Origin of the sequence: Providencia rustigianii DSM 4541 (assembly GCF_000156395.1) — a bacterium.
Taxonomy (GTDB): Bacteria; Pseudomonadota; Gammaproteobacteria; order Enterobacterales; family Enterobacteriaceae; genus Providencia; species Providencia rustigianii.
The window spans coordinates 815,323-838,393 of the sequence record NZ_GG703817.1; the positions used below are offsets into that span (position 1 = coordinate 815,323).

The following is a 23,071-nucleotide window of genomic DNA, read 5'->3' on the forward strand; positions in this document are numbered from 1 at the left end:
GCGCCCATGTTACCTTTAAAATCCGTTGCCGCTATCAGCGCTCTGTTACTTGCTCTACCTCAATCAGCTTCAGCGGCACTGCCTGCGGTGATCAGCCATTCTCTGACTGATGGTGGGCAATCTTGGTCATTACCGGTCCAAACTTTACTGTTTTTGACCTTACTTGGCTTTATCCCCGCCATGCTCCTCATGATGACCAGCTTTACGCGGATTATCATCGTGCTCGGTTTGTTACGTAATGCCCTTGGAACCCCTTCAGCACCACCAAACCAAGTTCTATTGGGATTAGCGCTATTTCTCACTTTTTTCGTTATGTCTCCCGTTGCAGACCAAGTTTATCGTGAAGCTTATCAACCTTTTAGTGAAGATAAAATTAGCCTAGAAACGGCATTAGAAAAAGGCACCGCGCCACTGCGTACGTTTATGCTAGGGCAAACTCGGGAATCGGATCTTGCGCTCTTTGCACGTATCGCCAAAGTTGGTGAAATTCAAGAAGCCAAAGATGTACCAATGCGTATTTTAGTTCCTGCGTTTATTACTAGTGAACTGAAAACCGCGTTCCAAATTGGTTTTACTATCTTTATTCCGTTCTTGATCATTGACTTAGTGGTTGCCAGTGTTCTGATGGCTCTGGGGATGATGATGGTACCCCCAGCAACGGTTTCATTACCCTTCAAGTTAATGTTATTTGTCTTGGTTGATGGTTGGCAATTATTGCTGGGCTCTCTGTCTCAAAGCTTTTTTAATTAGGAACGATTATGACACCTGAATCGGTAATGGCGATGGGTACAGAAGCGATGAAAATCGCTTTAATGTTGGCAGCACCTTTATTACTGGCCGCACTGGCCGCGGGTTTGATTATTAGCCTGTTGCAAGCTGCAACCCAAGTCAATGAGATGACGCTGTCCTTTATTCCTAAAATTTTATCCGTTATCTCCACGATTATTATTGCTGGTCCATGGATGCTTAACTTACTTACCGACTATATGCGCCAGTTATTCAGTAACCTGCCGTTTATTATTGGCTAGCAATGTTAACCATCACCAGTGAAACCTTAACGCTATGGCTGAGCCAAGGTTTTTATCCGTTTATACGCCTGTTAGCTTTATTCGGTACAGCGCCGTTTTTCAATGAAAAGCAATCTATCACCAAGGCTCGTATTGCCCTCGCCTTTTTTATCGTTCTGATTATTTCACCGCAGCTTCCCGTGGTGAATATCCCACTATTTTCAGCTATGGGTTTGTGGGTTATTGTGCAGCAAGTGGTGATTGGCACTGCGATGGGGTTAACGATGCAGATGGCATTTGCTGCGGTGCGTCATGCTGGGGAAGTGATTGGTTTACAGATGGGATTATCATTCGCTACGTTCTTTGACCCGACCGGTGGCCCGAATATGCCCATTTTAGGGCGTATATTTAACTTGATTACCCTACTATTGTTTCTATCTTTCGATGGGCATTTGTGGCTAATTTACATTTTAACCAACTCATTTGAACTCATCCCTATTCAAACTACACCGCTCAACCGAGATGGCTTTTGGATATTTTTGCAATTCGCTAATACCATTTTTATTAATGGCTTAATGCTCGCTCTGCCATTTATTACACTGTTTTTGATTCTCAACCTTGCCCTCGGTATTCTTAACCGTATGACGCCGCAATTATCGGTTTTTGTGGTGGGATTCCCGCTCACACTCACCATCGGTATTAGCATGTTGGGACTGATTATTTCCATTCTTCCTCGCTATACCGAACGCTTGATCCATCAAGCGTTTGAGCAATTGTCGCTGATGTTTAATTTGTGGGTTTAAGTGGGTTTGGTAATTCTGCCATTCTGACGATTAAGATCACTTAATCTTAATTTCATAATGTATGACCCTTTCCCGTTAATTGTTCCAGTATATTATTTTAATCAACATATAAATTTAATATTAAATCTATTGAATACTTCATCTTAAATATTACATTAAATTGCGAAGAGCCTCGTAAACCTAAGAAATATATATTCTACCGAGTTGTCCCCTTCTAAAAACTCATTATTAATAGTCTAAGAAAAATAATTACCGTTACCCACATAGTAATATTAATCAGAAAAAACTCACGTTGACAATTAGGAAACAAGAGGGGCATAATGCACGTAATCTCAAGGGAACCCTTTGTCTATGCATCGGAAAGAAATCCTAAGCATGCCAAAGCATTATTAGATGTTTATAAAACACTAAAACAAGGATCGTACTCATCACCTGATGAGCTAAAAAATATTTTCCCAAGCTTAGATAGAATGAAGTACCGCGAAAAGTGGTGGGTTATTGATGTCGGTGGTAATGCTTTAAGGATTTTATTTTTTGCTGATTTTAAAAAAAGTAAAATTTTCATAAAACATATATCTACACACGCTGAATATAATAAGCTAATGAATTATTATCGGAGAACATAAAATATGATTTTTAGTGAAGCCATTCAAACTGCTAATCATTTAATTCATCTCATTCCTATTCTCGGCAAAAATCACTCTCGCCGCGACTATGAAGATGCCATTAAATTAGTCGAGTATCTGGTGGAATATGATCCTGATAATCCGCTGGTCGAAATTTTATGTGAAAAAATTGATCACTATGAAGACAATGCCCCCGAATTTGCAGATTTTAATCGCAAATTAAAGCAGTGTGATGACGCTGTTGCGGTGTTACGTACATTGATGGATCAGTACAATCTAAATACCACTGATTTTGCTAATGAAATAGGCTCTCGCTCTTACGTTAGCCGCATTTTAAACGGTGAACGCAACTTATCTCTTGAGCATATGAAAAAGCTGGCAGAGCGATTTAAACTCCCCGTGACGATATTTATTAAATAAAAATTTAAGCGGCCTATACAGCAATGGGCGATTTAAAATATCAGGGATAAACAAGCCATAACAATCAAATAGGAAAGTAAAATCAACAACGCAGAAAATAGAAAAAATAAGCGAGAAACCCGCACCCTAGTTTACATACCACTGCTCATAAGGTGCGGTAAAAATCAATTAACGTCCGCCAAATAATGACATGCTGTTAAGATCTTTGAAAATATCTTGAGAAGCTTGGAACATGGCTTTCTCTTTATAATAATCCGTGGTGGTTCCCGTCCAGTTAGTCTCTAGCAGCTCACTTTTACGAGCTTCATTCTGGATAGTGCGGGTATTGGCTAGAAAATCTAATTTATCAATTTCCTGTAACTGCAAGCCTTGCTTGGCTTCAATATTGGAAATTTGATCCAACGCCGCTTTAATACCACGGTTAGCTTCATCCATTCCCGCTTGAGCAGCATCTAAATCTGATTGCGGTGCATCCTGTTGAGGAATAGATAACGCTTTAATTCCCACGTTTAGCGCTTTGAAAACATTGACCATACCTGCGCCATCAGTTTCAAATACCTGAGCTCCCGTAAAATAGGTGGTCATCTCACGGTCACTAGCAACATTTTGCATGATTGGCTTGTCACCACCTTTATACAAAACCTCACCATTCGTATCGATTTCAAAAGGGGCTTTGTCAGATTTAAACCCTGCAAAAATATAACGTCCGTTACCATCCGTGGTATTACCCAGCCCAACTAACTGCTCTTTCAAACCTGTTAATTGTTCCGCCAATGAAGTGCGGTCTTTATCACTCAACGCACCTTGGTTAGAAGCTTGGATAATCGTAGTATCAATTTGAGTGGTGACTTCCGTCATCTGACTCAAAATGCTCATTTGTAGTGTCATACCCGTTTTTGCAAAACCACGGCTTGTCACATATTGCTGGTTACGACTTTCAGATTGGTTAATTCGCACAGCTTGGGATGATGCTTGCGGGTCATCCGATGGCTTGTTAACACGCTTACCTGACGCTAATTGACTGCCCGCATCCATCCATCGAGATTGCGCACCGTTCATATCTTGTAAGCGTTGATGGAAAATCATATTGGTACTTAAACGCATCGCTTAAATCCTTATTAAATTATTCTGAAACCCTGTGAGTTCAATGAATTAGAACGCACGCATCAACGCATTAAACAGATCGTCCACCGTTTTCAATACCTGTGCATTGGCATTAAAAAATTGTTGAATTTTTTGCATCTGAATGCTTTCTTCATTCATGTTAACGCCAGAAATTTCTTGCTCTTGGCGGTAGAAACTTTCTGTCATTTTATTCTGGGTTTCAGAATCAATTTGCGCCTGTTTAGTACGACTACCGACATCATTAATTAACGTGGCATAGAAATCGGAGAACGTAGAACCTCCATCCACCACTTTTTGATCTTGTAATTTAACCAATTCTTTGATGTTTTCGTTATCGCCTGGGCCACCATCTTTACTTCCAGCACCTGCAAATCCAGAGGCTTCCGTCACCAACGTTTCCATATTGTTGATTACGCCGTTCATCGGCTTCACCACAAAGGTATCACCCGCAGCGGGGGTATTTGTCGTCATCTTGAGCTCTAAGCCTTCGAATTTCAACGTGTCTGCGGTGGATGATGGATCAACAGTAATTTTCACCCCGTCAGGTAAACGGGTGACATTCCAGTTGGTTCCGTCATAACGCATTTCATAGTTATTACCGGTGACTTTAGAAACATCGCTGTAGCTTAAGTCAAAGTCCGTTTTGCCTGTGTTATGGGTGTTACTAACAACGGTACCTTTACCTAAAGCAAAAAAATCTTTTCCAGTATTCCCATTGGAATCAAAACCTTTGCTATGAATTTCATTAAATTTCGTTGCAAAAACTAAGGCCAATTTATTGATTTTTTGATAGGCAGGGTCGATAACTTCTTGGCGAGAGCGCAGTACACCGCTCAGCTCTCCGCCTTTAAACGCTTCATCAGGAATTTCACGGACTTGACCGTTTGATCCCACAAACCCAATGCTAAAGCGGCTGTCATCTTTAGAAGAAGGAACGGCTTCAAGGCGATTCGCTTTTTCACCTGTCACCAGCGGTAATCCGTTAGCAAACGTCACATTGTAGTTGCCGTTTTGCTCAATAACTTTCACGCCAATCACTGAGTTAACTTCATTGACAAGGCGGTCACGCACATCCAGCAAGTCATTAGGCTCTGAGCCACTCACTGAACGGATACGGGCGATTTGTTGGTTTAATCCAGCGATTTTATCCGCATAGATATTGATATCTTTCACCTTATTTTCGATTTGGTGATTAATATCGCGTTCCATTTCTTGTAATCGTCTATCTGCTTCTTTGAATTGAGATACCAGCGCATTCGATTGACCTAAGAAAACATCAATCAAGGTTTTGTCGCTAGCATCACTGCTTGCAGTATCCAGTGCAGTGAAGAAGCTTCCGATACTACTCGATAGGTCTTCAACATCATTAGTCAGCAAGTCATCGACTTTATTACAGTTTTTCACGTAAGCTTCGTAATCGCCACTACGAGCCCGTGATTGGCTGTATTGCGCATTGACGAATTCATCAAACTCACGGCGAACATGGCTGAAATAAGTGCCGTTACCAAAATAACCATTAGGTGTCATCGTACCGGGATTCTCCCCGAACACAGCACTTTGGCGGTGATAGTAACCTACACCAGCGTTAGCTAAGTTATTAGAAATAACACTTAACCCACCCTGCGCAGCATTCACACCACTTAGCGCGTTATTCATTACATTGTTCAGCATAAGCTTTTCCTATTCTTGGGACTGAGCGCTTTGATTGGCTGACTCAATCTCAGCGCTAGTCACTCAAAATTTTCACTTATTCAGTTATCGGAAAGTTGGCGTAAATATTTAGCGCAAACTTTGATTTATTAAGACTTTTTAGAAGATATCTTTTAAGTCGATGTTATAAGCCTGAATAGCTTTCACAGTGGCATTATTGACAGTTGAATCCGAGCCACGTATTTGACTAATCAAGGTAATTAACTTGTCAGAGTAACCAGGGTCAGTTGCATAACCTGCTTGGTGCAATCGACGAGCTGCAATTTCAGGGGTTGGCGCATGTTTAACCTCTTTATAACGAGGATTTTGAGTTAATAACCCGATATAGTCTGAAATAGCTTCTTCATAGGAGCCATAAACACGGAAATCATCGCGCATTTTGATACTTTCGCCATTGATGACCTCCGTGGTCATGATATTAGTGACCGGACCTTTCCAGCTCTTACCCGCTTTAATACCAAACAAGTTGTGACTGCTTTTGCCTTCCGCTGTTAAAATTTCACGTTTTCCCCAACCGCTTTCTAATGCGGCTTGAGCGAGGATTAAAAAGTGAGAAATGCCACTTTTTTCACTGGCATTCTTAGCTGGCTCCAATAAGCGATTAATAAAATTGCTGCTATTGAGTGATAACGATTTAATTTTCTGGAATGGTGCTGCCAGAGCATCACCCATTGGTGCAAAACGGCGCATCATCTGTTCCATGGCGAACGGCGGTAATGATTGAAGCTCCTGCTCATTCAATGGCATAAATGCACTTTGGGTCGGCAAATTAGAGGATTGGTCACGAGTCAATTGCTGATACATCATTTCGCCAAAACCGAGTCCTTTCTGGGAAAGGTCTTGGGCAATTTGCTGGTCATACATGCTGGTCATCAAGCGAGTTTGATCATTAGAAAGCATGCCGTCTTGCGGTAATGCTGAACGCATGCTTTTTAACATCATTTGCACAAAAGTCGCTTCGAGTTGCTGCGTCACTTGACGCAGCCCCTGTTCTGGCGATTTATTTAACTCACCTTTTAAGCCCGTTAACGACTGGACATCATACGCAGCTCCTTGTAATAACTGCATATCGCTCATTAGATGATCTCCAATTTCGCACGTAAGCAACCTGCACTTTCCATGGCTTGCAAAATGGACATTAAATCTGTTGGTGTTGCGCCTAGCGTATTGAGAGCTTGGATAACTTGGTTTAGCTGTACGCTCGCATTGACTTTTTGCAATGCGCCACCTTGTTCTCGCATGCCCACATTGGTATTACGCGTGACAACGGTCTGTCCACCCGCAAATGGAGTATCCGGCTGATTCACTTGAGTTTGTCTTTCGACTGTTACCGCCAAACTGCCGTGAGCAACGGCACAACTTTCGAGTGTCACACTACGGTTAATCACCACAGAGCCGGTCCGTGAATTCAGGATCACTTTCGCTTCCGTCATTGGTGTACGAACATTGAGCTCTTGAACTCGCGAAAGAAAACGCACTTGCTCACTGTTATTTGCAGGCACTAAAAGTTGAACCGTCCGCGAATCTAGCGCTCTGGCCGTTCCCATTCCACCCATCCGGTTAATTGCATCGGTAATATCTTGCGCTAAGGCAAAGCTATCTTCATTCAGCTGTAAATTGATCGCGCCACTTTGTCCAAAACTGCTGGGTAACTCACGCTCAATCGTTGCTCCATCCGTAATTCGCCCACCATTGAGTTGGTTGACTTTAATGCTACTACCGCCAGCACTGGCTCCTGCACCACCAACCAAAACGTTACCTTGAGCCATGGCATAGATTTGCCCATCCACCCCTTTTAATGGGGTCATTAATAGCGTTCCACCACGTAAACTTTTGGCGTTACCCATGGAAGAAACTACGATATCTACCGACTGCCCTGAACGACCAAACGGCGGCATTTTAGCGGTAACCATTACCGCCGCGACGTTTTTTAGCTGCATATTGGTGCCCGGAGGAACCGTGATCCCCATTTGGGAAAGCATATTGTTCAAGCTTTGAGTGGTGAATGGGGTTTGCATAGTTTGGTCCCCTGTACCATCCAGCCCTACCACTAGACCATAACCAATTAATGGGTTATCTCTTACCCCTTGGACAGTGGTGAGATCTTTAACGCGCTCACTATAAGCGGGAGCAACAAATAGGCTCCCTAACAGGCAACATAGTGAAAATAGAACGAACACTTTATTTTTCATGGATTCTTCTCGGCTACTTGATGGCGAATGTTCATTTAGTAAGGGGAAACATTTAAGAAAAAGCGTTGTAACCACCCCATTGTTTGGGATTCGTTGATGTAGCCATCACCAACATATTCAATACGCGCATCAGCCACTTGAGTTGAACTCACGTTATTGTCTGCACCAATAGTTCGTGGATTAACAACCCCAGAAAAACGAATAGATTCGGTTCCCTGATTAATCGCGATACGTTTTTCACCAACAACATGTAAATTGCCATTGGCTAATAATTGGTCAACCGTCACCGTGATAGTGCCTTTAAAAGTATTATTCGCGTTTGCGCCACCTTTACCGGTAAAGTCGCTGTTACCTTTCACATCAATCTCGGTATTGCTGCCGCCTAACCAACCCTGCATGAACCCAGGAAGGATCGCCGCGAGGAAACCTGTTTTTCCGCTACGATTTGCATTCGCTGATGAATTTTTGCTCGCGCTCACGTTCTCTTGCAGATTGATAGTCAAAATATCCCCAACGTTACGAGGTCGTCTATCTTCAAATAGCGGTTGGTAACCATAATAGGCAGGCTGTGCACTCTGAAAAATCGCGCCATTTGGCGCAGGTGCAGTCGGTGCAGTTGGCGTAGCCGTGGTTTGAGAATCCACGAGAGGACGAGGTTTAATATGGGCGCAACCGCTGATAATAACGATGGCGGCCAAGCATACCACTCTCGAAATCTGTAAAACTGTTTTACGCTGTTTAGGAACAATGCCGTTTTCAATCATCATGCGACTCTTTTGCTGCGAAATACCTTTTGTCATTACTAGGGGCAGTTCACTCGCTAATGACGCGAACTGCCATCCTCACTTACAGTTGGGTCAGACGCTGGAGCATTTGATCCGATGCCGAGACCGCTTTACTGTTAATTTCGTAAGCGCGTTGAGTTTGGATCATATTTACCAATTCTTCTGCCACGTTCACGTTTGAAGTCTCTAACATGCCTTGATACAGCAAACCCGCCCCGTTAGTCCCCGGAGCACTTTCTTTTGGCGCCCCTGAGCTTGCGGTTTCCATGTACAGGTTTTCACCCATACTTTCTAAACCCGCATCATTGATAAACGTGGTTAAGGTAATTTGACCAATTTGCTGAGGCTGGTTATCACCGTATACCGTGACAGAAACGGTACCATCACGCGCAATACTTAGGCTGTTCGCATTTTCAGGGATCATAATCGCAGGAACGACTTGATAGCCACTTGACGTCACTAATTGACCATCTTGGTTAGGCTGCAATGCACCATCACGAGTATAGGCATCAGTACCATCTGGCATCTGAACATGCAGAAAGCCTTGTCCCTTGATGGCGATATCGGTTGTGGTACCTGTTTTGTTTAAATTACCTTGGCTGTGGATACGCATTGTTGCTACTGGACGCGCACCCGTACCCATTTGTAAACCTGAAGGTAATGAAGTTTGATCTGAACTCATCGCACCCGGCTGGCGGATGTTTTGATAAAGTAAATCTTCAAAAACAGCACGTTGACGTTTAAAACCGTTAGTGCTGACGTTTGCCAAGTTGTTGGAAATGACGTCAAGGTTTGTTTGTTGGGCATCAAGCCCTGTTTTTGCAATCCATAAAGAACGGATCATAGTAATTCCTTACTAACAATTAGCTGACAGTGAGTAGTTGATTAGCACGCTGTGCATTTTCATCCGCGCTATGGATCACTTTCATTTGCATTTCAAAATGTCGAGCATTCGCAATCATTGACACCATGGCTTCAGCTGCATTGACATTACTGCCTTCAATAACACCTGACGTCACAATGGCTCGGCCACTTTGTTGCAAGCCATTACCGTTTGCCGCTTGTGCCTGCGCCGATAAATGGAATAATCCATCTTCACCACGAATCAGCTCATTCGGCTGTGCTTCAACGACTTTTAATCGACCAATCTGCCCTAGCATCGTCGGTGGGTCTGTGGCTAATAGCGCCGTGATCGTTCCATCAGCCCCAATAGTCAGATCGGCATTCGGTGGAACATCAATAGGACCACCATCACCTTGCAGAAGATTCCCACCAATCATTAATTCACCATCAGGGGATACTTGAATGTTCCCGTTACGGGTATACGCCTCTGAGCCATCTGCTAATGCGACCGCCAAAAAGTGTTTATCATTCAATGCCACGTCCGTGGCTTTTCCTGTGTAATTCAGTGGTCCTTGGCTCATATCCGCACCGGGCGTTGAAGCCACTACCATCGTCCGAGTCTGCTCGCTATCCCCATGAATAGGCACTGCACGCATCGCAGAAAGTTGAGCTTTAAAACCCGCCGTGGAAACGTTGGCAATGTTATTAGAAACAATCCCTTGATTTTCAAGCGCATGACGCGCCCCGCCCATTGCGGTATAAATGACATGATCCATGGACAACCTCTACCCTTAACGTAAGTTAACCAATGTTTGTAGCATTTGGTCTTGAGTCTTGATGGTTTGTGCGTTGGATTGATAGTTACGCTGCATCACGATCATGCTAATCAGCTCTTGGCTCATATCCACGTTTGAGGACTCTAATGCACCGCTAGTTAATTTACCGAACTGACCCACACCCGGTACGCCATCCATCGGGTTACCCGACGCATTTGAAGATGCCCAGACGTTACCCCCTTGGGAAACTAAACCATTTGGGTTAGCAAATGCAGATAAGGCGATTTGACCAACAACACGTTTTTGTTGGTTAGAATAGTTAGCCACAACCAGACCGTTATCTTCGATCTTGAAGGTGGTGTATTCACCTGCGGGATAGCCATTAACATCGATGGCACTGACTGAAGATTCACTGACTTTTTGTTGACGGGTTTTATTTAAGTCAATTTTCAGAACTCCATCATTTGCACCATTTAATCCTTTATAATCAAAATCAAATATTGCATCTGTTGGTGCTTGTAAACGACCATTCCCATCAAAAACGAGTCTGTCATGAACTATTACTGGGTCAGCCGGATCTGTGGGTTCTTCCGTATTTATCAGCTGAGTAGCTTTCGTTTCATTTGCGTCTTTGGCGTACACTTTCCATTCATTATTTGCGCCTTTAACAAAATAAACAGAAATCTCATGAGTATTCCCTTGGCTATCATAGGAAGTCATCGTGGTACTAAAGTTATACGTCGCGATGTCATCTGGGTTGTTAACATCAAACGCTTTTTCTTTAATTTTATCTTCTGAATTTAGGTTAATGGTTAACTTGGCTAATTCAGATTTTTTTGCATCCATCATATCCGTTGGGATATTCATGCCCGCAGGTACGCCACCACTTTGAATTGACACATTGCCTTTAGCATCAACGCTAGCGGGATACCCCGTCACAACCATGCCTTGGTTATTCACTAAATTACCGCTTTTATCGCGCTGAAATTGCCCATCACGGCTATAAAAAACATCACCATTTTGGTCTTCAACACGGAAAAAACCGTTGCCCGAAATCGCTACATCGGTCGCTCTATCAGTTCGGGTAATAGGACCATCTTTAAAGTTTTGGGTAACCGCAGCAACGTTAACCCCTAACCCAACACCTGAGCCGGCAAACATATCAGCGAACGATGTCGTTGCCCCTTTAAAACCATTGGTTGCGGAGTTGGCAATATTGTTACCAATTGAATCTAGCCCCGCTGATGCTGCATTTAAGCCGCTAACTGCTTGTGAAAAAGACATATTTTCTCCATAAATATTTGGGGAATAAAATTAAGATGCGGGATACACTTTGAAGATGCTGCTTAGTGGCACACTTTGCCCTATGCCGACATCCAATAACGGTGCATCTGAGCCGGGTGTTACACCATTGACACGGGTATAGCCGAGTTTGGTGACCTCAATTTCAGACCCCATCCTGACGGCTTTCACATCAAAGAAATATTTACCTTTCGGGTCAGCAACCAAATTGCCGTTGTTATCACGCCCATCCCATGCCATATCGTAAATATCGGGTTTAACTTCTGAGTCATAGCTAATGGTGCGGATAACTGTGCGGTTTTTGTCACGAATGGTAATTTCAACGGTATCGGCTAACTTCGGTAAGAAGAAACCAAATGGCGATGAAATATAATCGGTTTGTGGCTCTTCAGAGCCCTCATCACCTTCATTAGCCCCTAGATTACTGAGACCAAAATTCGATGGGCTGTTCGCGCTGATCACCTCATCTGGCAATGGATTTGCTGGTTTGGTCACGGTACTATTTTCACCGTTACTCTCTTTTTTCAGTGACGCTAAAATGATTTCATTACGCGGGATCAGGACCCCTTTTCCAACTAATTGCGTCGCCTGTAATGATTGTCCAGAACCAATTTGCTGAGAAATGCCACTCACGCTATCGCTCAACTTATTCATGCTCTCGAGGGTGGCTATTTGCGCTAATTGCCCCGTCAAATCGGCATTATCCATCGGTTTTGTGGGGTCTTGGTTTTGCATTTGCGTCACAATCATGGTTAGAAATGTGTCACGCATATCATCACTTTGACTTTTCTTTGGTACATTACTTGCCACAGCCGCTGGGCCTGCAACAGAGTTATCCAAAGAATCATTCATTGAGGCAGAAATTCCCATTTCGCGTCTCCGTTACTGACCTAGCGTTAAGGTTTTCTGTAGCAATGTTTTAGCGGTATTCATCACTTCTAAGTTAGCTTGATAGCTACGTGATGCCGATATGGTGTTGATCATCTCACCAACCGTGTCGACATTCGGCATCTGGACATAACCTTTTTCATCAGCAAGAGGATGTCCCGGTTTATACTCCATGCGCGGTGGAGAAGGATCTTCAATCAGTTCACTGACTCGCACGCCCCCCACTTGATGACGACCTTGCGGAGCCATTTGGAAAACGACCTGTTTTGCACGGTAAGGTTGTCCATCGGGACCCGCCACACTTTCCGCGTTCGCCATGTTACTGGCACTCACGTTCAGGCGTTGAGATTGCGCAGTTAATGCGGAAGCGGAGATATCAAAAATACTCAATAGAGCCATGACAATTACCCTTGCTGTAGAACGGCCAACATACTTTTGACTTGGCTATTAATAAATGTAAGATCGGCTTGATATTTCAACGTGTTGTCAGCAAATTGACTACGTTCTATATCCATATCAACGGTATTTCCGTCCATTGATGTTTGGTAAGGCACTCGGTATTTCAGATCCATTGCCGCAGGCTGCATATCATGCCCTTCAATGTGCCCTTTCGCCGTCACAGCCAGTGAAATTCCCTTACCTTTAACAACTCCTTTATCCATCGCTTGCTGCAATTGACGATTAAAATCGATGTCACGAGCTTGATAGCCTGGGGTATCCGCGTTGGCGATGTTAGATGCCAAAACGGTCTGTCTTGCTTCTCTTATGGACAAAGCCCGCTGTTGAAAAGCAAAAGTGGCATCTAATTTATCAATCATGGTTACCCTCAATGGATTTCAGTCAATTCCTAACTTTTTAATGAGTAAATTAGGAATTTTTTGGTTGCAGATTTCATCAATACAAAAATTCGATGCTCATATTAGCTGGCAGATAAAAAATCTAATGGCGAGATAAAGGCAAAATTATTGACCTATTTGCCTCATTCATTATTGAGGATGTCGGTAAACTTCAGCGGAATAAAAGTGAGATACTGAAAAGGAAATGGTGTAATGAGACGTGTTTATTTAGTTAAATATATTTTATATATCAGTCTATTAAATCTAATTCCTTTATCTGTTCAAGCTTCACTACCCCAAGATATTGACCAGTATTTTCGCCATGTTCACGGTAAACAAAATACTGTCTCCATTGAAATAAAAACGCCGATAGATAAATGGCCAAAATGTGATAAGCCCCAAATTAGCCCACCAAGCGGGGGCAGAAATATGGGCAATGTCTCCTTACCCGTACAGTGCGACAAAAAAAAACAATATATTCAATTAGTCGTCAATGTGACCGGTCAATATTATGTGGCAACCCGTAATATCAATCGTGGTGAGACAATTGAATTTGTAGATATCGGCACAAAAAAAGGGTTAATCCATCAATTACCGTCTGGAGCAGCAACAGAAAAAATAGCATTACGTGGAACCATTGCTCTACGTAATATTACTGCGGGACAAACATTAACCAACTCAATGGTAAGACGTCCTTGGGCAATCAAATCAGGTCAAACCGTACATGTGTTCGCGACTGGAAATAATTTTTCGGTGAAATACGAAGGAAGAGCGATTAACAACGCTGTCATCGGCGAGAATATTCGAGTCCGGTTAATTAATGGGCAAGTTGTGAATGGTGAGGCTCAAGAAAATGGCAGTGTTCAGGTTGCATTGAATTAATTGAAAGCGAAATATAATCATTAACTTAGCGGATGATAATTTTCTGTTTTTCATGGGAATTGCAGGTATAATTTTTACAATTCGTCCGACATAGTAAAAAATAAAAAAGTGGCATAGCGGCAACTTGAAATATAACGGAATATTAAAGGTTCATTAATATCTGCCGATAACTGACTATATGAAAAATATCGGGAACAGGAAAAAACACTATGGCTATTGAGCAAACATCTGCAATTTCTGCGCTGACTCAGGTTACGACTCGCGATCCACAAGATGCGACAGCCCCGATGCGCGATAAAAAAATTTCAGCTAATGAAGCAGTTAAAGAAAGTTCTTTCGCACCCAGCGAATTACAAAAGAAATTACTCCAGCCTCAAGCAACCGATATTGATACGGCAAAAGTCGAGAAGATCAAGCAAGCTATCAAAGACGGCACTTTAACGATGGATGCAGGTAAAATTGCTGATGGCATTTTGCGTGACGCCCATGAATGTATGCTTTCCATGAAATAAATTGAATTACTATGAACGACGAATTATTGCTATTACTAGAACAACAATTGGGTCATTTGCAATCACTGGAAATTGTGATGAAAAATGAAGAGTTATTATTAGGTTATCATCGCGTTCCACCGTCACCTTTTCAGGAAACGACTGAGCAAAAACGCTTTTTGGTCGCCGCTATTAGTCACGGAGAAAATCACCGTTTGCAGCTAGAAGAGCAAGCGCAGATTGCAGCGCCTTACGATGACAACCTTGTACTGAGTAATATTTGGGAATCGATTAAAGCCCTGACCACTTCATTAAAAGAGCTAAATTATCGTAATCACCAAATGCTACAACTGCATATTGAACTGAACTCACAGCGCCTTAATTTTGTGAAAAAACACAATAATCAATCCACATATGGTGCCGATGGTTTAGAGTCGAAACGCCCTGCATTAGGAAAGAAAATCTCGATTTAGATTTCTGACTATCTCCCTGTTATCTATCTCTATCTGGTTAAATAATCAGAGTCTTTTGCTCGATTAAATTTAGTAATCTCAACGCTGCGCCGTTGGGTTTGATTTCATCACGTTCCCACTTAGACACACTTTCTTTTGTCATATTTAATATAAGCGCTAAAGATGATTGAGAAATATTATTCTCTTCGCGAATACGTTTAATATCCTCACCCGTCATTGGCTTAAGAGCACTAAATTTCTCCTTTAACTCTCTCGCCTTAATTCTTGCTTCAATACGTCGAGAGGCAATATCATCAGTCACTCCAATCTTTTCCAATCCTTGAGCAAATTCAAGTAACTCTTTCATCGTATTAGACATTTTCTACCTCAATTAAATAGCCAGTTTTAAGCATATGTGCAATTTTCATTGGATCAGAATTTAGTAATATTCGAGCAATATCTTTATAGGATTCAAGATCATCATCCTCAATTTCTTTTCTTCCTTTTGAGGCTAATCGTGATTTGGACCAACCATCAGCAAAAAATAGATGAGAACCTTGTTTATAAAAAATAATCGTTCGTATTCCAGCTCTTTTCCCAAAGCCTTGAATAGCCAGACGCTTTTTAATCACACCGCCACCCAAATCCGCTTCATAACAGCCGGATAAAACCTGCTTAGCCGCTAACAATACGTCAATTTCATCCAGTTCTAGCTTTTTTAGCTTACTCTTAAAAATCTTAGTTTTATAAATTGCCATCCTTAGCCCACCAATTAAACCATAGTAATCCTTACTACAGTTGGCATCAATAAAAAACAGGCGAAAAACAAGATTTCATCAAGAAAACCCCATTAAATCGCCTGCTACCTGTCTGTATTAAACAATAAATTAATCGGTTGTTTATGACCCGCTAATCATCGACGTCATTCTAATCTTACGATGATCCGTCATCTCTAAATTCGACATCACGACCAACTGTGGCAAGCTACGACGCAAGAAACGAGACAATATCAATCGTAAACTGTGATTCACCAATAATACCGTTGGTGCCCCCATGGCTTCTTGATGAGAAATCGCTTCTTCCGCTTGAGATTGAATAAATTGCGCAAGATTTGGTTCTAAACCGCCACCATTTTTAGCCGCTTGTAACAGAATTTGTTCTAACTTAGCATCGAGACCAATGACTTGGATTTCTTCTGCATTACCAAACCACTGTTGGGTAATTGCCCGTCCAAGCGCGATCCGTACCTGAGAAGTCAGATAGTCGGTATCTTTTTGTTCACCATTTTCCCCTGACATTTCAGCTAAGGTTTCAATAATGGTGCGCATATCGCGGATCACGACATCTTCCATCAATAAGTTTTGCAGAACGCGATGTAAAATTGTCAAAGATATAGTATCTGGGATCAGGTCATCCGCCAGTTTTGGCATCTCTTTTTTCACTCGGTCATACAACATTTGGGCTTCTTGACGCCCAAACAATGTACTTGAATATTGCAGTAAAATTTGATTGAAGTGTGTTGCTACTGCGGTACTGGCAGAAACAACCGTATAGCCTTGGATTTGTGCTTGTTCACGGAAATCATCATCAATCCAAACCGCAGGTAAGCCGAACGCTGGCTCTTTCGTCACATCCCCTTGCAATGAACCAGCGGCATTTCCCGGATCAATCGCTAGGCTACGACCAGGTTGTGCTTCGCCGCGCCCGACCTCTGCGCCTTTAATAAGAATACGATACTCACATGGCGACAATTCTAAGTTATCGCAGATATGCACCACGGGTGGTAAGTACCCGACTTCTTGAGCAAACTTTTTCCGTAATCCACGCAAACGGCCTAATAATTCCCCTTGCTGGTCATTATCGACGAGTGGAATTAAGCGATAGCCCACTTCCATCGCTAATAAGTCCTCTAACTGAACATCCTCCCAAGTCGCTTCCACTACTTTATTGGCTTCTTGAAAGTGTTGTGCTTGACCGTCATCAGAAACTTTCTCTGGGCTTTGGGATTTACGAACGAGATACCAACCTAATGCAGCTAGCGCCGCAGTAAATAAGAGAAACACGAAATTTGGCATGCCAGGAATCAGACCAATAAGCCCTAAAACTCCCGCACTTAGCCACATAACTCTAGGATTATTAAATAGTTGAGTGACCATCTGCTCACCGACATCTTCATCGGTTGCAACACGGGTAACAATTACCCCTGCGGCGGTAGAGATAATCAATGCTGGGATCTGAGCGACAAGTCCATCACCAATAGTTAATAGGGTATATGTACTGGTGGCATCACCTAAGGTCATATTGTGTTGAGCAACACCAATGATTAAACCACCAATCACGTTGATGACCATGATCATAATACCGGCGACAGCATCACCACGGACAAACTTACTCGCACCATCCATCGAACCGTAAAAATCTGCTTCTTGAGTTACTTCTGAGCGGCGTTTTTTGGCTTCATCATCATTAATAATTCCTGCGTTTAAGTCCGCATCGATTGCCATTTGCTTACCAGGCATACCATCAAGAACAAAACGAGCGCCCACTTCAGCAATACGCCCCGCACCTTTGGTAATGACCATAAAGTTAATCAAGACGAGAATAATAAATACCACGATACCAATGGCAAAATTACCACCTACCAAGAAATGACCAAAAGCTTCAACTACCCGTCCTGCGGCATCAGGTCCGGTGTGACCATCTAATAAAATAATTCGAGTAGAGGCGATATTGAGCGATAAACGCAGTAATGTGGCAAATAATAAAATCGTTGGGAAAGCCGCAAAATCCAATGTCCGTTTAGTGAACATCGCCACTAACAACACCATGATGGAGAGCGCAATATTAAAGGTAAACAGCAGGTCGAGCAAAAATGCCGGTAATGGTAAAACCATCATCGACAAGATCAGCAAAATCAGTACGGGCCCAGCGAGAATTTGCCACTGAGTTCCCTGTAAGTTCTTCGGCAATTTTAAAAGTGTAGCCAAATTAGCCATCGCGATTGTCATCTCCAGCAAAATCCAGCGTCGGTGGCACTGGTAAATTTTTCGGTTTTTTGGGTTTCAGGCCACCTTCTCGACGCCAACGGCGTAATTGGTAAACCCATGCTAAAACTTCTGCTACTGCTGCATACAGCGCAACAGGAATACTTTGTCCAATCTCAGCGTGTCGATATAACGCACGCGCTAACGGAGGAGCTTCAAGTTGTAAAATTCGATTCTCTTCGCCAATTTCTTTTATGCGTTGAGCGATAACTCCCGCCCCTTTTGCCAATACCTTTGGAGCCCCCATTTTTTTATCATCATATTTGAGTGCTACCGCATAGTGTGTTGGGTTAGTGACGATAACATCTGCACTGGGAACATCGGCCATCATTCGGTTGCGAGCAATCGCACGCTGTTGTTGACGAATTTTGGCTTTAATATGCGGGTCACCCTCTTGCTGCTTGAATTCATCTTTAATTTCTTGGCGGCTCATTCGTAATTTTTTTAAATGCGAACGAAATTGGTAAAACACATCAAATGCCACCATCGGAATCAACATAAAAACAATCAAGTAACCGGCAAAAATGACTTTTTCTAGCGCATTTCCTAATGCCGTGACAGGGGGCTCCATCACCAAATGCAGTAATGATGGCCAACTTTGCCAAAGAAAAATCCATGTCCCCAGTCCCACAAATAAAGATTTCAAGATCGCCTTAAATAGCTCGGATAAGGCATTCATTGAAAAAATTCGTTTCAATCCTTTAATCGGATCTAATTTTTTAGGATCAAATTTAATCAGCTTACTGTTGAATAGCAGTCCTCCTACCAATGAGGATGCTGAAATTCCAACTAGCGCCAACCCACCAATCACGGGTAATAATGCAAATAGTGCTTCACTCACTACCGAGCCTAAATAATTGAGCATCAGCTTTGTGTTCTGTAGGTAGTGACCATCAAAAATAAACCCTTGGCGCATGATTTGACGTAATTGTGCGGCAAGGTGCCCACCACTTAGCCACAGTAAACTGACCCCAGCTAACATCATCATCAGGGAGCTCAGTTCTTTTGATCGAACGATTTGCCCATCATCTTTGGCTTTTTGCTTTTTATGGGGCGTGGGTTCTTCTGTTTTTTCTACATCACTTTCGTCGGACACATCGCTTCCAAAAATTCAGCCTATACGTATAGTCGCTATAGCATGACAGAGTGTAAAAAATTCAATGGTGGAAATTAGATGCACTTCGCAGGGGTTTTTGGGCAATTGAGTAATATGACATCAACTTTGGGAAGCGTTTCGCAATAAGATATGAAACCTGCAAAAAAGAGATAATTTAAAAATTTATTTCCTATAATACCCATGATGTAAAATGCGGTATATTGATAGCAGAAATGCAAAACCATCTATTGATAACAGGTACTATTTATTATGGCTCTGATCCCAAAAAACTACACTCGGTTGGAAAGTGGCTACCGTGAGAAAGCACTAAAAATCTATCCGTGGGTATGTGGACGCTGTACACGGGAGTTTGTTTATTCAAATCTACGCGAATTAACAGTTCACCATATTGATCACGACCATACCAATAACCCAGAGGATGGCAGTAACTGGGAGTTATTGTGTCTATTTTGTCATGACCATGAACACTCAAAATATACTGAAGCGGATCAATACGGAACAACGGTTGTGGCTGGGGAAGATGCACAAAAAGATGTTGGTGAAGCGACCTATAATCCGTTCGCTGATTTAAAGTCGATGCTCAATAAGAAAAAATAATCTTAGCAAGATTCACTTTAAGCAAAGTCTCAGTTTAAATGTGAACAAGTGCCATTTAATACGTTTTTCTGACAGATAAATCAAAGTAGTTTGAGTCATAGCTAAGAGCAACCAACAATGCTATGACTCAAAATATGGCAGAAAGCGAAAATTAAAAACCTAGTTCATCTAAAAGATCATCCACCTGTGACTGCGATGCCATCACATTCACACCCTCTTTATTAATCTGCGGTCCATTTAGCAGACTTTCACTTTGGGTTTTTGCACGCATTTCTGGCGGTGTATTTTCCATTAATAAAGCTAGCAGTTGTTTTTCCGCTTCTTCAACGACTTCCATCATTTTTTTGACGACTTGACCCGTTAAATCTTGGAAGTCTTGAGCCATCATGATTTCCATAAGTTCCGCTTTAGTCACTTCACTATCTTGAATCACGGTTCCCAAAAAATCTTGAGTCGATTCACGTAGCTCGGCGGGAACATCATTTGATGCAACCGCTTGCCACTGTTGTTGCAGCGCTATCGCATTTTTGTTCATGTTCACTTGTAGCGGCTTAATGACATCGATGCCATTCAGGGTTTTTTCTGCCGCTTGTGCCGTCATTTGAGCGATATAACGTAAACGATCTTTACCATCTGGAATACTGGCCACGGCTTGTTGAACACTTTTTCAAGACCAAGCTCACGCATGCTCTCTCTCAGTGTTCGCATCAAAGTACCAATACGTGTAATGACCTGTTTTAAATCTTCATTTCCAGTACCTGTGCGGCTGCCGTTCATTGTTACTTGTTCAATCATCACTGTCTCCTTTAGCAAGCGCGATTATTGCAGCCCCATTTTTTCAAACACTTTGTTCAATTTTTCTTCAAGAATTGCCGCCGTAAACGGTTTCACAACATAACCGCTAGCACCAGCTTGAGCTGCCGCAATGATGTTTTCTTTCTTCGCTTCAGCCGTCACCATCAGTACAGGAATATGTTTAAGTGCTTCATCTCCACGGATAGTTTTCAGCAATTCCAAGCCATCCATATTGGGCATATTCCAGTCAGCAACCACAAAATCGATATTTCCAGCACGGATTTTTTCCAGTGCATCAACCCCATCCTCGGCTTCATCGATTTTATTAAAACCAAGTTCTTTTAATAAGTTGCGAACGATTCTGCGCATCGTGGAGAAATCATCAACAACCAGAAAACTGAGATCTTTAGCGGCCATAACCACTCCTTCAAAAAATACAATGATGAATAACTGCCATCACTAAATGGTGACAGACGAAAGTTTTGTTAACAAACTCGGGGCAATTTTAAGGATATCGAGCACCTCATCAGCAGCATTCATTTCGATCGCTGCACGAGGCATACCAAATACCACACAACTGCTTTCATTCTGGGCATAGGTTATTGCGCCCTGTTGGTGCAAATTCAGTAAACCTTTCGCGCCATCCATTCCCATTCCGGTCAATAACACCCCAATACATTTACGACCGACATGTTTCGCCACAGAATCGAACATCACATCCACCGAAGGGCGATGACGGTTCACGGGTTCACTTTGTTCTAAAATAATTTGGTAGCCTTTGCCTTTATCCGTAATGAGCATATGAGAATCTCCGGGGGCAATATAAGCGCAGCCTTTTTGCAGCAATTCGTTGTGCTCAGCTTCTTTAACCGTTAATGAGCACAGCTTGTTAAGCCGCTCGGCAAAAGAGCGCGTAAAACCCGCAGGCATATGCTGAGTGATCACTACCGGAGGACATTCTCTTGGTAGCATCTCTAAGAATTGACGAATAGCTTCCGTCCCCCCTGTCGATGCCCCTACCGCTATCACTCGGCTATTGCACGCATATGGCGAAAGTGGTTTAGCTAATGTCACAGGCTCCGGCACTTTTTTCTCTGTACGAGCAAAACGGCTGCGTTGTGACATTTTAGACATCGCAGCGGCGCGAATTTTTTCACCTATTAACTCACGATAGCTCATCATGGTTTCGCGGATACCAATCTGTGGCTTAGTCACAAAGTCCACCGCGCCCAGCTCCAATGCTTTTAATGTCACCTCAGAGCCTTTAGATGTTAACGTCGACACCATAACAACCGGAATTGGGTGTAATCGCATTAATTTTTCTAAAAAATCAATACCATCCATTCTTGGCATTTCAACATCAAGGGTCACAACGTCAGGTTCTAGCTGTTTAATCAGATCCCGAGCTACATAGGGATCTGGCGCCGTATCGACGACTTCCATATCGTGGTGGCTATTAATGATTTCACGCATCAATTGGCGCATCAGCGCGGAGTCATCAACACACAATACTTTGATTTTTTTCATTATTCTCTCCTCACTGATTGCAAGCTATAGACGGTTTGTCCGTTGATCACAAACTGTTTGGATAGTTGAGAAATATTTTCAGAGTGACCGATAAACAATAAGCCGTCTGGCTTTAATAATGGCGCAAAGCGCTCTAGTAGTTTTATCTGCATTTCTTTATCAAAATAAATCATGACGTTACGGCAAAAGATTGCATCAAATCGATGCTGTATTTGCCAATCACTGTCACTTAAATTTAAGTGACGAAATTCAATCATATTGCTCAGCGCGGGTTTTACACGGGCAAAACCTTCATATTCCCCCACCCCTTTCATGAAATAACGTTGGCGCTGTAATGCGCTGAGGTTTTTCAACTCTTCGACTCGATAAATCCCTTGTTTCGCTTTTTCTAAAACTTCCGTATCGATATCGCTTGCCATCACCTTTGCGGTTGCTGCACTAGAACCCAAAACATCGCTCACTGTCATCGCGATTGAGTAAGGTTCTTCCCCCGTAGAAGATGCCGCACACCATATGTTAATGTTGGTATTACGTCGGCTTCTCAGGAAATCAGTCAAGGTTTCGAAGTGATGAGGCTCTCGGAAAAATGCTGTTAAATTCGTCGTTAATGCGTTAACAAATGCTTGCCATTCTGGATTCATTGGCTCGCGTTCTAGCATCCGTAAGTAGTCAGAAAAATTGTCGATATTAGAGTCCCTTAACCGCTTTAACAGTCGGTTATAGACCATGTTTTTTTTATTCATCGTAAGGACGATCCCAGACTTTTTATGAATGAATCGACAAACTCGACCAAATTCATCGTCAGTCAAAGGTTCTATTTGTGGTACTAAAAGCATCGTACTTGTCGTCCTAT

The 23,071-nt window shown here is 42.5% G+C and carries 27 protein-coding genes and 1 pseudogene; 9 read left to right on the top strand and 19 right to left on the bottom strand.

From position 1 onward, the window contains the following. Positions 1-6 precede the first annotated feature (6 nt). From fliP to PROVRUST_RS03960, 5 genes are all read left to right on the top strand, one after another. Positions 7-750 (top strand): flagellar type III secretion system pore protein FliP, encoded by a 744-nt coding sequence (gene fliP, locus PROVRUST_RS03940; protein WP_006813412.1) that lies wholly within the window; start codon positions 7-9, stop codon positions 748-750. Positions 751-758: 8 nt separating this feature from the next. Continuing rightward, positions 759-1,028 carry a flagellar biosynthesis protein FliQ gene (gene fliQ, locus PROVRUST_RS03945; protein ID WP_006813413.1) on the top strand — a complete coding sequence of 90 codons (270 nt, stop codon included), beginning with the start codon at positions 759-761 and terminating at the stop codon, positions 1,026-1,028. 2 nt (positions 1,029-1,030) lie between these two features. Continuing rightward, on the top strand, positions 1,031-1,810 hold the full coding sequence (gene fliR / locus PROVRUST_RS03950; RefSeq protein ID WP_006813414.1) for a flagellar biosynthetic protein FliR: 780 nt from the start codon (positions 1,031-1,033) through the stop codon (positions 1,808-1,810). 320 nt (positions 1,811-2,130) lie between these two features. Beyond that, positions 2,131-2,436: a type II toxin-antitoxin system HigB family toxin gene (locus PROVRUST_RS03955; protein WP_006813415.1), complete on the top strand. Its 306-nt coding sequence runs from the start codon at positions 2,131-2,133 to the stop codon at positions 2,434-2,436. Positions 2,437-2,439: 3 nt separating this feature from the next. Further along, on the top strand, positions 2,440-2,856 hold the full coding sequence (locus PROVRUST_RS03960) for a helix-turn-helix domain-containing protein (protein WP_006813416.1): 417 nt from the start codon (positions 2,440-2,442) through the stop codon (positions 2,854-2,856). 168 nt (positions 2,857-3,024) lie between these two features. Here PROVRUST_RS03960 and flgL read toward each other — a convergent pair whose 3' ends face one another. The 11 genes from flgL to flgB form a co-directional block, all read right to left on the bottom strand. After that, positions 3,025-3,960, bottom strand: a complete 936-nt coding sequence (gene flgL / locus PROVRUST_RS03965) for a flagellar hook-associated protein FlgL (RefSeq protein ID WP_039854240.1) — start codon at positions 3,958-3,960, stop codon at positions 3,025-3,027. 48 nt (positions 3,961-4,008) lie between these two features. Then, positions 4,009-5,652 carry a flagellar hook-associated protein FlgK gene (flgK, locus tag PROVRUST_RS03970; protein WP_006813418.1) on the bottom strand — a complete coding sequence of 548 codons (1,644 nt, stop codon included), beginning with the start codon at positions 5,650-5,652 and terminating at the stop codon, positions 4,009-4,011. A gap of 138 nt (positions 5,653-5,790) precedes the next feature. Then, on the bottom strand, positions 5,791-6,768 hold the full coding sequence (gene flgJ, locus PROVRUST_RS03975; protein WP_006813419.1) for a flagellar assembly peptidoglycan hydrolase FlgJ: 978 nt from the start codon (positions 6,766-6,768) through the stop codon (positions 5,791-5,793). Continuing rightward, complete coding sequence (locus PROVRUST_RS03980) at positions 6,768-7,883, bottom strand: flagellar basal body P-ring protein FlgI (RefSeq protein WP_006813420.1); 1,116 nt, start codon at positions 7,881-7,883, stop codon at positions 6,768-6,770. Before PROVRUST_RS03980 ends, flgJ begins: the two co-directional genes overlap by 1 nt. A gap of 35 nt (positions 7,884-7,918) precedes the next feature. Continuing rightward, the gene (locus PROVRUST_RS03985; RefSeq protein ID WP_407901434.1) at positions 7,919-8,650 is read right to left on the bottom strand and encodes a flagellar basal body L-ring protein FlgH; all 732 of its coding nucleotides are present in this window, start codon (positions 8,648-8,650) and stop codon (positions 7,919-7,921) included. A gap of 79 nt (positions 8,651-8,729) precedes the next feature. Continuing rightward, the gene (flgG, locus tag PROVRUST_RS03990; RefSeq protein ID WP_006813422.1) at positions 8,730-9,512 is read right to left on the bottom strand and encodes a flagellar basal-body rod protein FlgG; all 783 of its coding nucleotides are present in this window, start codon (positions 9,510-9,512) and stop codon (positions 8,730-8,732) included. A gap of 19 nt (positions 9,513-9,531) precedes the next feature. Beyond that, positions 9,532-10,287 (bottom strand): flagellar basal body rod protein FlgF, encoded by a 756-nt coding sequence (locus PROVRUST_RS03995; RefSeq protein WP_006813423.1) that lies wholly within the window; start codon positions 10,285-10,287, stop codon positions 9,532-9,534. Between the two features lie 15 nt (positions 10,288-10,302). Next, positions 10,303-11,571 (bottom strand): flagellar hook protein FlgE, encoded by a 1,269-nt coding sequence (gene flgE, locus PROVRUST_RS04000; protein WP_006813424.1) that lies wholly within the window; start codon positions 11,569-11,571, stop codon positions 10,303-10,305. Between the two features lie 30 nt (positions 11,572-11,601). Further along, positions 11,602-12,459: a flagellar hook assembly protein FlgD gene (locus PROVRUST_RS04005; RefSeq protein ID WP_006813425.1), complete on the bottom strand. Its 858-nt coding sequence runs from the start codon at positions 12,457-12,459 to the stop codon at positions 11,602-11,604. A gap of 12 nt (positions 12,460-12,471) precedes the next feature. After that, positions 12,472-12,876: a flagellar basal body rod protein FlgC gene (gene flgC / locus PROVRUST_RS04010; RefSeq protein ID WP_006813426.1), complete on the bottom strand. Its 405-nt coding sequence runs from the start codon at positions 12,874-12,876 to the stop codon at positions 12,472-12,474. Positions 12,877-12,881: 5 nt separating this feature from the next. Beyond that, complete coding sequence (gene flgB, locus PROVRUST_RS04015) at positions 12,882-13,295, bottom strand: flagellar basal body rod protein FlgB (protein WP_006813427.1); 414 nt, start codon at positions 13,293-13,295, stop codon at positions 12,882-12,884. Between the two features lie 231 nt (positions 13,296-13,526). Here flgB and flgA point away from each other — a divergent pair, with 231 nt between their 5' ends. The 3 genes from flgA (at position 13,527) to PROVRUST_RS04030 (ending at position 15,159) form a co-directional block, all read left to right on the top strand. Next, the gene (flgA, locus tag PROVRUST_RS04020; protein WP_006813429.1) at positions 13,527-14,195 is read left to right on the top strand and encodes a flagellar basal body P-ring formation chaperone FlgA; all 669 of its coding nucleotides are present in this window, start codon (positions 13,527-13,529) and stop codon (positions 14,193-14,195) included. Positions 14,196-14,404: 209 nt separating this feature from the next. Then, a complete protein-coding gene (flgM, locus tag PROVRUST_RS04025) occupies positions 14,405-14,707 on the top strand; it encodes a flagellar biosynthesis anti-sigma factor FlgM (RefSeq protein ID WP_006813431.1) in 303 nt (100 codons plus the stop codon). A gap of 11 nt (positions 14,708-14,718) precedes the next feature. Continuing rightward, positions 14,719-15,159: a flagella synthesis protein FlgN gene (locus PROVRUST_RS04030; protein ID WP_006813432.1), complete on the top strand. Its 441-nt coding sequence runs from the start codon at positions 14,719-14,721 to the stop codon at positions 15,157-15,159. A gap of 37 nt (positions 15,160-15,196) precedes the next feature. Here PROVRUST_RS04030 and PROVRUST_RS04035 read toward each other — a convergent pair whose 3' ends face one another. The 4 genes from PROVRUST_RS04035 to flhB form a co-directional block, all read right to left on the bottom strand. Further along, the gene (locus tag PROVRUST_RS04035; protein ID WP_006813433.1) at positions 15,197-15,517 is read right to left on the bottom strand and encodes a helix-turn-helix domain-containing protein; all 321 of its coding nucleotides are present in this window, start codon (positions 15,515-15,517) and stop codon (positions 15,197-15,199) included. Continuing rightward, positions 15,510-15,896, bottom strand: coding sequence for a type II toxin-antitoxin system RelE/ParE family toxin (locus tag PROVRUST_RS04040; RefSeq protein WP_006813434.1), 387 nt, complete (start codon positions 15,894-15,896; stop codon positions 15,510-15,512). The genes PROVRUST_RS04035 and PROVRUST_RS04040 overlap by 8 nt, the downstream gene beginning before the upstream one ends. Before the next feature lie 141 nt (positions 15,897-16,037). Further along, the gene (gene flhA / locus PROVRUST_RS04045) at positions 16,038-18,134 is read right to left on the bottom strand and encodes a flagellar biosynthesis protein FlhA (protein ID WP_006813435.1); all 2,097 of its coding nucleotides are present in this window, start codon (positions 18,132-18,134) and stop codon (positions 16,038-16,040) included. After that, entirely contained in the window at positions 18,127-19,278 is a 1,152-nt protein-coding gene (gene flhB, locus PROVRUST_RS04050) for a flagellar biosynthesis protein FlhB (RefSeq protein WP_006813436.1), read from the bottom strand. Before flhB ends, flhA begins: the two co-directional genes overlap by 8 nt. A gap of 270 nt (positions 19,279-19,548) precedes the next feature. Between flhB and yajD the strand changes: the two genes are divergently transcribed. Further along, entirely contained in the window at positions 19,549-19,896 is a 348-nt protein-coding gene (yajD, locus tag PROVRUST_RS04055; protein ID WP_006813437.1) for an HNH nuclease YajD, read from the top strand. Positions 19,897-20,047: 151 nt separating this feature from the next. Here the strand turns inward: yajD and PROVRUST_RS04060 are convergent. The 4 genes and pseudogenes from PROVRUST_RS04060 to PROVRUST_RS04075 form a co-directional block, all read right to left on the bottom strand. Further along, positions 20,048-20,691 (bottom strand): annotated as a pseudogene (locus PROVRUST_RS04060) (protein phosphatase CheZ). A gap of 24 nt (positions 20,692-20,715) precedes the next feature. Then, positions 20,716-21,108, bottom strand: a complete 393-nt coding sequence (gene cheY, locus PROVRUST_RS04065) for a chemotaxis response regulator CheY (protein WP_006813440.1) — start codon at positions 21,106-21,108, stop codon at positions 20,716-20,718. 42 nt (positions 21,109-21,150) lie between these two features. Beyond that, on the bottom strand, positions 21,151-22,218 hold the full coding sequence (locus PROVRUST_RS04070) for a protein-glutamate methylesterase/protein-glutamine glutaminase (RefSeq protein WP_006813441.1): 1,068 nt from the start codon (positions 22,216-22,218) through the stop codon (positions 21,151-21,153). Next, a complete protein-coding gene (locus tag PROVRUST_RS04075) occupies positions 22,218-23,054 on the bottom strand; it encodes a chemotaxis protein-glutamate O-methyltransferase (protein ID WP_006813442.1) in 837 nt (278 codons plus the stop codon). The genes PROVRUST_RS04070 and PROVRUST_RS04075 overlap by 1 nt, the downstream gene beginning before the upstream one ends. Positions 23,055-23,071: the final 17 nt, after the last annotated feature.